At 69.3% G+C, this 8,611-nt stretch carries 6 protein-coding genes; 2 read left to right on the top strand and 4 right to left on the bottom strand.

From position 1 onward, the window contains the following. From AC1D01_RS12435 to AC1D01_RS12420, 4 genes are all read right to left on the bottom strand, one after another. The coding region (locus AC1D01_RS12435; RefSeq protein WP_477866581.1) for an enoyl-CoA hydratase/isomerase family protein at nt 1–650 on the bottom strand (650 nt) is incomplete at its 3' end. 10 nt (nt 651–660) lie between these two features. Beyond that, nucleotides 661–1,662: a Bug family tripartite tricarboxylate transporter substrate binding protein gene (locus AC1D01_RS12430; RefSeq protein WP_477866579.1), complete on the bottom strand. Its 1,002-nt coding sequence runs from the start codon at nt 1,660–1,662 to the stop codon at nt 661–663. 74 nt (nt 1,663–1,736) lie between these two features. Beyond that, nucleotides 1,737–3,044 (bottom strand): malonyl-CoA decarboxylase, encoded by a 1,308-nt coding sequence (locus AC1D01_RS12425; protein ID WP_477866577.1) that lies wholly within the window; start codon nt 3,042–3,044, stop codon nt 1,737–1,739. Further along, the gene (locus AC1D01_RS12420; RefSeq protein ID WP_477866575.1) at nt 3,037–3,765 is read right to left on the bottom strand and encodes a GntR family transcriptional regulator; all 729 of its coding nucleotides are present in this window, start codon (nt 3,763–3,765) and stop codon (nt 3,037–3,039) included. The genes AC1D01_RS12425 and AC1D01_RS12420 overlap by 8 nt, the downstream gene beginning before the upstream one ends. A 215-nt stretch (nt 3,766–3,980) precedes the next feature. On the opposite strand from AC1D01_RS12420, the gene AC1D01_RS12415 reads away from it, so the two are divergent. Together AC1D01_RS12415 and AC1D01_RS12410 are read left to right on the top strand one after the other, a co-directional pair. Further along, nucleotides 3,981–5,372 (top strand): sigma-54 interaction domain-containing protein, encoded by a 1,392-nt coding sequence (locus AC1D01_RS12415; RefSeq protein ID WP_477866583.1) that lies wholly within the window; start codon nt 3,981–3,983, stop codon nt 5,370–5,372. 231 nt (nt 5,373–5,603) lie between these two features. Next, nucleotides 5,604–8,611: LamG domain-containing protein (locus AC1D01_RS12410; RefSeq protein ID WP_477866573.1), on the top strand; the 3,008-nt coding region annotated here is incomplete at its 3' end.

Here is an 8,611-nt window from a genome sequence, read left to right as displayed (position 1 = left end):
CGCTTGTTGATGCGCGCGGCCTGCGGCGACAGCGCCGCGAGCGAGCGCGCGCGCTGCAGCGTGTGCGGCGCGACCTGCTCGTCGGCCACCACCGCATGCACCAGGCCGCGCTGCAGCGCGACCGACGCATCGACCAGGCGCGCCTCGAGCAGCATCTCGCGCAAGGTGGGGGCGGGCACCACGCGTGCGAGCAGCTGCAGCTCACCCGGCGCCATCGGGAAGCCGAGCTTCGCGATCGGCGCGCCGAAGCGGCTGCCCAGGCCGGCGATGCGGATGTCGCAGCAGGCGGCGATCTCCAGCCCGCCGCCGACGCAGGCGCCCTCGATCTGCGCGATCACCGGGATGTCGCAGTCGAGCAGGGCCTGCAGCGCCGGCGCCACGGTGTGCTCGTGGAAATCGTGCAGCCGCTGCTCGTCGAAGCGGAACTGCGCGAACTCGCCGATGTCGCCGCCGGACGCGAACTGGCCATCGGCCCCGCAGACGATCACCGCATGCGGCGCATCCGCGGCATCCTGCGCCTGCAGCCGCACGAACACGTCGCGCAGCGCCTGCCACATCGCAATGTCGATCGCGTTGTGCTTGCCGGGGTTCGCGATGGCGACCCGGGCGATGCCGGGTTCGTCATGGCTCAGCGTGATGGAACCGGGCACGCGCGCCTCGTCAGTCGAGCTTGGCACCGGAGGCCTTGACGACGTCGGCCCAGCGCTTGATCTCGCCGTTGACGAACTTGCCGAACACGTCGCCGTACAGGTTGGGCGTCTCGGCACCGAGGCCGTTCCAGGCCTTCACGAGGTCGTCGGAGGTCAGCGCCTTCTTCATCTCGGCGCGCATCGCCTCGACGATCTCCTTCGGCGTGTTCTTCGGCGCCCACAGCCCGTACCAGGTGGCGACCTGGTAGGTGGGCAGGCCGGCCTCGGCCGAGGTCGGCACGTCGGCGAAGCCCGGTGCGCGGCGCTCCGAGGCGACGGCCAGCGCCCTGATGCGCCCGCCCTTGATGTGGTTGGCCGACGAGCCGAGGCCGTCGAACATCATGTCGACCTGGCCGGCGATCAGGTCCTGCAGCGCCGGGCCCGCCCCGCGGTACGGGATGTGGGTGATGAAGGTCTTGGTCTGCAGCTTGAACAGCTCGCCGGCCAGGTGGTGCGAGGTGCCGTTGCCGGCCGAGCCGTAGTTCAGCTTGCCGGGGTTCTTGCGCGCGTAGTCGAGCAGGCCCTTCAGGTCGGTGACCGGCACGCGCTGCGGGTTGACCACGATCACCTGCGGCACGCTGGAGATCAGGCCCACCGGGATGAAATCGGTCTCGATGTTGTAGTCGAGCTTCGGGTACATCGACGGGGCGATCGCGTGGTGCACCGCGCCCATGAAGAAGGTGTAGCCGTCGGGTGCCGCATGCGACGCGACGGTGGCGCCGACGTTGCCGCCCGCGCCGCCCTTGTTGTCGATCAGGAACTGCTTGCCGGCGTTCTTGCTCATCAGCCCGAACAGCGGGCGCGCGAACGCATCGGTGCCGCCGCCGGCCGGGAACGGCACGACGATCGTGACCGGCTTGCTCGGCCAGGCGCTCTGCGCACCGGCGAACGGCACGGCCAGCGCGGCCGCCGCCGCAGCGCCGGTGCGAAGAACGTCTCGTCGTGTCGGCGCGCGTCGTGAATCGAAGCTCATGGTGTCTCCCGGTCGTTGAGTGTGGAGCAGGTCGGGCCGCGCTCGGCCCGTTGGGGGCGGAAGCTCTTGCCTTCCTAGAGCAGGGCGGCCACGGCGCGCGAATGCGCCACGTCGCCCTGGGTGAATTTCTCGTGGCTGGTCTCGACCTTCTGCAGGTCGTAGAGGTAGTTGACCATCATCCCGAACGATTGCTTGAGTCCTTTGCGCGAGAGGTTACCCGAAGGATTGAGCCGTTCGAGCCGCGCGCCGTTGTCGAGATGAAATCGGGCCACCGCGTCGCCGCCCGGCGTGGTCGACACGTGCACCAGGTAGGCGGCGCACAGGCGGGCCAGCGCCTCGCGCTCGGCCTCGGCCAGGCCTTGCAGCGTGGCGGCGGTGGCAAGGGTGGCCAGGTCGCCGCCGCTCGCTTCGTCGAGCAGTTCGCGCGCCTGCACCAGCCGCTCGGCCTCGCCGCGCTTCAGGCCGGGCAGGGCCGCCAGGTCGCTGCGGGCCGTCAGCCAGGTGGCGAAGCCGGGGATCGGCGACAGCGTGCAGAAGGTCTTGAGCTGCGGCAGCTCGCGCTTGAGCTGCTCGGCCACGCGCTTGATCAGGAAGTTGCCGAGCGACACGCCCTTCAGCCCCGGCTGGCAGTTGCTGATCGAGTAGAACGCCGCCACCTTGAACTGGTCCGGCGGCAGCGGCTGCGAGTTCTTGTCGATCAGCGGCGCGATCGCACCCGGCATCTCGGGCAGCAGCGCCACCTCGACGAAGATCAGCGGCTCGTCGGGCAGCTGCGGGTGGAAGAACGCGAAGCAGCGGCGGTCGGGCTGCAGCCGCCGGCGCAGGTCGTCCCAGCCGTCGATCTCGTGCACCGCCTCGTGGTGGATGATCTGCTCCAGCAGCTGCGCGGGCGAGCGCCAGTCGACCTTCTGCATCTGCAGGAAGCCGGGGTTGAACCACGACGACAGYAGGTGCAGGAAATCGGCCTCGAGCGCGCGCAGCTCGGGCTGCGCCTTCACGCGCGCCAGCAGCTTGCGGCGCATCGCGACGATGTGCGCGGTGCCGCCCGGCGTGCGGTTGATGCGGCGCAAGAGCTCCTGGCGCGGCGGCTCGGCGAGGTGGGTCAGGCGGATCAGGTTGTCGGCCGAGGGTTCGTCGGCATAGGCCTGCGCCACCGACAGCACCGCCTTCGGGTCGGGGCTGAAATCGCGCGACAGGCGCTCGAAGAAGCCGGCCTGCTGGTCGTCGGGCAGGCCGCTGAAGCGGGCCACCAGGCCGCTCGCGATCGCGACGCTGTTGGCCTCGCCGCGCTCGGAGAGCAGGCGCCGGCAGTCGAGCATCAGGCTGCGCAGCGCGCGGTCGTTGCCGGCGCGGCGCGCGGCGTTCTTCAGGCTTTCAAGCATGGTGTTGTCCCGGGTCGAGGGCGGCCAGTTGTTCGGCTTCGCGGGCGGCTTCGTGGGCGGCTTCATGGGCGCGCAGCGCCTTCAGCGCGGCGAGCTGGGCCAGCAGGTGGTCGTGCATCAGCTGCTCGGCACGCGCGGCGTCGCGCTGCTCGATGGCCTCGATCAGGCGGCGGTGCTCGCCGATCGATTCGTCGATGCGCCCCGGCCAGTTCAGCTGGCGCCCGCGCAGCAGCCGCACGAAGCGGCGCAGGTCGGTGGTGGCGCGGTCGAGCCAGCGGTTGGCGGCCAGCGCCTGCACGGTGCTGTGGAAATCGTGGTTCGCGCGGTAGTAGCCGTCGATGTTGTGCGCCGCGGCGTGCTTCTCGAGCGCCGCATGCAGGCGCTGCAGCAGCTTGATGTCGGCCGGCGTCGCCTTGCGCACCGCCTCGAAAGCGCAGCGGCCTTCGAGCAGCGCCATCACCGGGAACAGCTCGTCGGCATCGTCCTCCGACAGCTCGGTCACCCTGCAGCCCTGGCGCGGCACCAGCTCGACCAGGCCTTCGGCGGCCAGCACCTTCAGCGCTTCACGCAGCGGCGTGCGGCTGATCTTCCACTCGCTGGCCAGCGCGAGCTCGTCGATCCACTGGCCGGGCACCAGCTGGCGCTCGAATACCATGTTGCGCAGGCGAGCGGCCACTTCTTCGTGAAGCGATGCAGGGCGCAGAGGTGTCGGGTCGACCATGGGGTTCTCACCGGTGGACCGCCACGGTGCGGCGGTTCGGATCACTCTAAATCCAGTAATTCATAATTACAAGAGGGGCTGCGACAAAGACAAACCCTGAGTGCGCGGCGCGGCGCGCTCGCTACAGTGTCCGCGTGCCAGACACCCCTGAATCCCTGACACCGCCGACCCTGCCGGCCGATGCCGACGCGCTGCTGAAGCTGGCGGCGCGCAGCATGTTCGACACGCTGGCGCGCACCGCGATGGGCATGCTGGTGGTCGACCGCAGCCATCGCATCGTGTGGATCAGCGAGGGCTACAAGCGATTCCTGCCGGCGCTCGGCCATGCCGAGGACGACTTCGTCGGCCGGCTGGTCGAGGAGGTGGTGCCGAACACGCTGATGGCGCACGTGATCGACAGCGGGCAGCCGATGCTGGTGGACCTGCTGACCAACCAGGCCGGCACCTTCCTCGTGAGCCGGCTGCCGCTGCGCGACGAGCGCGGCGAGGTGATCGGTGCGATGGGCATGGTGCTGCTCGACCACCCCGAGACGACGATGCAGCCGCTGATCACGAAGTTCAGCCACTTGCAGCGCGAGCTCGACGACGCGCGCCGGCAGCTTGCGGCGCAGCGCCGGCCGAAGTTCACGGTGGCGAGCTTCATCGGCGCGAGCCCGCAGGCGATGGAGGTCAAGCGGCAGGCGCGGCGCGTGGCGCAGACCGACAGCACGGTGCTGCTGCTGGGCGAGACCGGCACCGGCAAGGAGCTGCTCGCGCATGCGATCCATGCGGCGAGCACGCGGGCCTCGCGGGCGTTCGTCGGCGTCAACATCGCCGCGGTGCCCGACACCCTGCTCGAGGCGGAGTTCTTCGGCGTCGCGCCCGGCGCGTACACCGGCGCCGACCGCAAGGGCCGCGACGGCAAGTTCAAGCTGGCCGACGGCGGCACGCTGTTCCTCGACGAGATCGGCGACATGCCGCTCGCGCTGCAATCGAAGCTGCTGCGCGTGCTGCAGGAGCAGGAGGTGGAGCCGCTGGGCAGCAACACGGTGCAGYGCGTGGACGTGCGCATCATCGCGGCGACCAGCCGCGACCTGCCGGCGATGGTGGCCGACGGGCGCTTCCGCGCCGACCTGTTCTACCGGCTCAACGTGCTGCCGATCCGGTTGCCGGCGCTGCGCGAACGGATGGCCGACCTGGAGGCCTTGATCGAGGCGCTGGCCGACGACATCGCGCGGCGCAGCGGGCTGCCGCACAAGAGCCTGGAGCCGGACGCGCTGGCGCTGCTGGCGCGGCACCGCTGGCCGGGCAACATCCGCGAGCTGCGCAACGTGCTGGAGCAGGCGACGCTGATGACGGACGACATGACGCTGACGGCGCGGCATTTCAGGCACGTGGCGGCGCAGGACAGCGCTGGTGGGTTGGTGATCGAGGCGGCGCTGGAACCGTTGCCGGTGGCCGTGGGCCTCGCGACGCCGAAGTCGCTGCCGCAGGCGATCGCCGAACTGGAGTGCCGCGCGATCCGCGAGGCGCTCGCGGCGACCGGCGGCAACAAGCTCGCCGCCTCGCGGCTGCTGGGGATCTCGCGGGCGACCTTGTACGAGAAGCTGCCGCATCTGAACGGATAGGTCTTTCTCGATCGAAATCCGGACGAGCCTCGCCATCGAATTGCGATGGATCTCCACAATTCGCGCCGTGCGGCCCGGCAGATTGTCAACAACTGTTCACTCGCCGCAACACGCCGTTGCGGCAGTCATTTCGTTCCGGTCTAATCCGCGCACTCCGCAGTCGATCCACTCCCACGAAGAGGGCACGACGGCGGTCATGTCAAGGTACGCAAGGTCATTCGGAGGAATGCAATGTCGAACAGATGGGAGCGCCTGCGGGCGCTGGCGGCGCCATGGGCGCAAGCCAAGGSGAAAGCGATCGCCAAGATGTGGCCGCTGGCGGTGGGGCTGCTGTGCATGGGTTGGGCGGGTAGCGCGAGCGCGACCGACATCCTGGCGCCATACTGGCACTACATGTCGGAGCCCTTCGCGGACGCGGAGTCGCCACAGGGCAGCTGCGACCTGATGGCCGCAAGATTTGGCGGACCGCTGGTCTTTCACGCGGGGCCGACCGTATTCGGGGAAGGGAAATGGGTTGTCGGCGAGTGCTGGACGGTGGACCCCGTCAGCCCGCGCGCGTTCTCTGCGGTGTTCCACGTCGCGAGCTGCCCGCCCGACTACGCGCTCGTCGACTACCCGGCGGCGCCGGATGCCGCGAGCTGCCAGCTCGGTGGCGAGGTGGTCGACATCCCGGGCGCGCTCTCCCCGCCGCCGCCCGAATGCGACGTCTGCAAGGGCAACCCGATCTACCCGCTGCGCGCGGTCAAGCGAGAGGAGGTGGACACGGGTCTCGTGATCGGGCGCACGACGCTGACGTTCACCTACGACACCACCAGCAAGACGCCGAAGACGCCGAAGGTCTATGCCACCGTTCCCGGGCTGGAGCAGGCCGGCAGCGTCCTCGGCAGCCCGCTGTGGTACAGCAACCTGCACCGCAGAGGGACCGTGCGTACCTACAGTAGCGGGATCGGCCTGCCGGTGGTCGCCGTCTTTCCGCGCGGGTACGCGCAGGTGATCACGATGCCGCGGGCAGCGGACGGTACCTTCGCGCCGGAGCCGGGCGACGCCGATCGAATCATGTCGATCGTGGGTGGCGGCTATCGCTACAACGACAGCAAGCACAGCGCGCAGGAAACCTACGACACCGCCGGCGTGCTGACGAGCATGGCGTGGACCGACGGCACGCTGGCCAGCTTCACGTACAGCGACGGCACGACGCCGGCGAGCATCGCGCCGGTACCGGGCCTGCTGATCGGGGCGACGGACAACCGGGGGCACAGCCTGAGCTTTCGCTACGTCGCGGCGGGCGCGTTGACGCGCCTGGTCAGCATCACGGACGCCGCCGGACAGTCGACCACGCTCGGCTACGACGGCCAGAACAGGCTGGTGGGCATCACGTGGCCCGATGGCACGACGCGCAGCTTCCTGTACGAGAACAGCGGCCTGCCGTGGGCGCTGACGGGGGTCAGCGATGAACGGGCGAAACGGTACTCGACCTTCACGTACGACACCGAGGGCCGCGCGATCGCCACCGAGCACGCCGGCGGGGTCGACCGCTACAGCGTGAGCTACACGACACCGCCGGGCATTCAGGTCGACCAGGTGGCGTACCCAGGAGGGATCGCCCGGTTCTTCAGCTGGGTGCAGCCGCAAGGCCTGGTGATGACCGAGCCGAGCGGGCAGACGACGACATGGAGCACGGTGAGCGTGAACGGCAAGAACCAGTTCAGCTCGCAGAGCCAGCCCGCCGGCGCGGGGAGCCTGGCGAGCAGCCGCAGCCAGTCGTATGACGTCAACGGGCGGGTGGCCAGCCAGGATGATTTCAACGGCAAGCGCAGCTGCTACGTGCACGACGCCGCCCGCGGCCTCGAGGCCGTTCAGGTGACGCGCGTGGGCAGCGAGCTGAGCTGCACATCCGTCACCGGCCCGGGCGCCAACCTGCCCGCCGGTGCGGTGAAGGTCAGCACGCAGTGGCACCCCGACTGGAACCTGCCGATCCGGGTGGCCGAGCCGGGCAAGCTCACGACCCGGGTGCACAACGGTCGGCCGGACCCCCTCAATGGTGGCACCGTGGCGATCTGTGCGCCGGCCGGCGCGGTGATGCCGGATGGCAAGCCGATCGCGGCACTGTGCAAGCGGGTGGAGCAATCCACGGCCGATTCGAACGGCAGTACCGGTTTCGCACTCGGAGCGGGTGTGCCTTCGGGACCGTCCGTGGATTCCACGGTGAGCCTGCTGCTGCACGCCGATGGTGGCCAAGCGTCGACGGTCATGACCGACAGCAGTCCCAGCGCGAAGACCGTGACCGCCGCTGGCGGCGCACAGCTCAGCATGGCGGCGAGCCGCTTCGGGCCGACCTCGATCCGTTTCAACGGCGGCAATTCGCATGTCGCCGCGCAAGGCGCCGATGCCTTCAACTTCGGCTCGGGCGACTTCACGGTGGAGTTCTGGGTGTACCTGGACAGCGCCTCGACGAACTACCGAGGCTTGGTGGTCCATGACCAGATCGGCGGGGTTCGGGGCTGGTTGATCTACACAGAGACCACTGGTGTTCCGCAGGCCGGTGCACTGAGTGCGGCGATCTGGTCCGGCTCGACGGCTTACTCCGTGCAAGACACCGTGCCGCTGCCCCTTGACACGTGGCATCACGTTGCACTCGTCCGTTTGGGCCAGACGCTCGCGCTGTATCGCAATGGCCAGCCCGCGGGCGCGTCGGTGAACGTGGGCAGCGCGGCGATCAGTGATGTGCAGGAGCCGGCCGTCATCGGTGCGTTGCAAGTCGTGGGTGCCGTGGCGGCGAACTCGACCTTCTCGGGCTACATCGATGAAGTGCGCATCACCAAGGGCCTGGCCCGCTATGCCGCGGCCTTTACCGTGCCGACGGCGCCGTTCGTTGCTGTGTCCGACCCCTTGCCGCCGCCCGAACCGCCGACGACCGGCACGCCGCCGTTGCTGCAGACGCAGGTGCCCAGCCGTGTCAGCGAGTGGACCTATGACACGAGTGGCCGCGTGCTGACAGCGACCGATCCCGACACCGGCACGACTACCTTCGCGTACCACGCCGAGACGAACGCCGACCACCGGAGCAGCGACCTCAAGTCGATCACCACCTCGCTCGGCAAGGTGACCACCTTCGAYCGCTACAACMRSTACGGMCAGGTSYTGCARAGCACCGACCCGCAGGGGATCGTGACGGTGAACACCTATGACCTGCGGCAGCGCCTGCTGACGAACACGGTCGGTGGCGAGACGACGACGTA

Source organism: Rhizobacter sp. P3_B12 (genome assembly GCF_056402895.1).
Note: the sequence above shows the minus strand (reverse complement) of the source record. Positions and strands in the feature narration are given on the sequence as shown.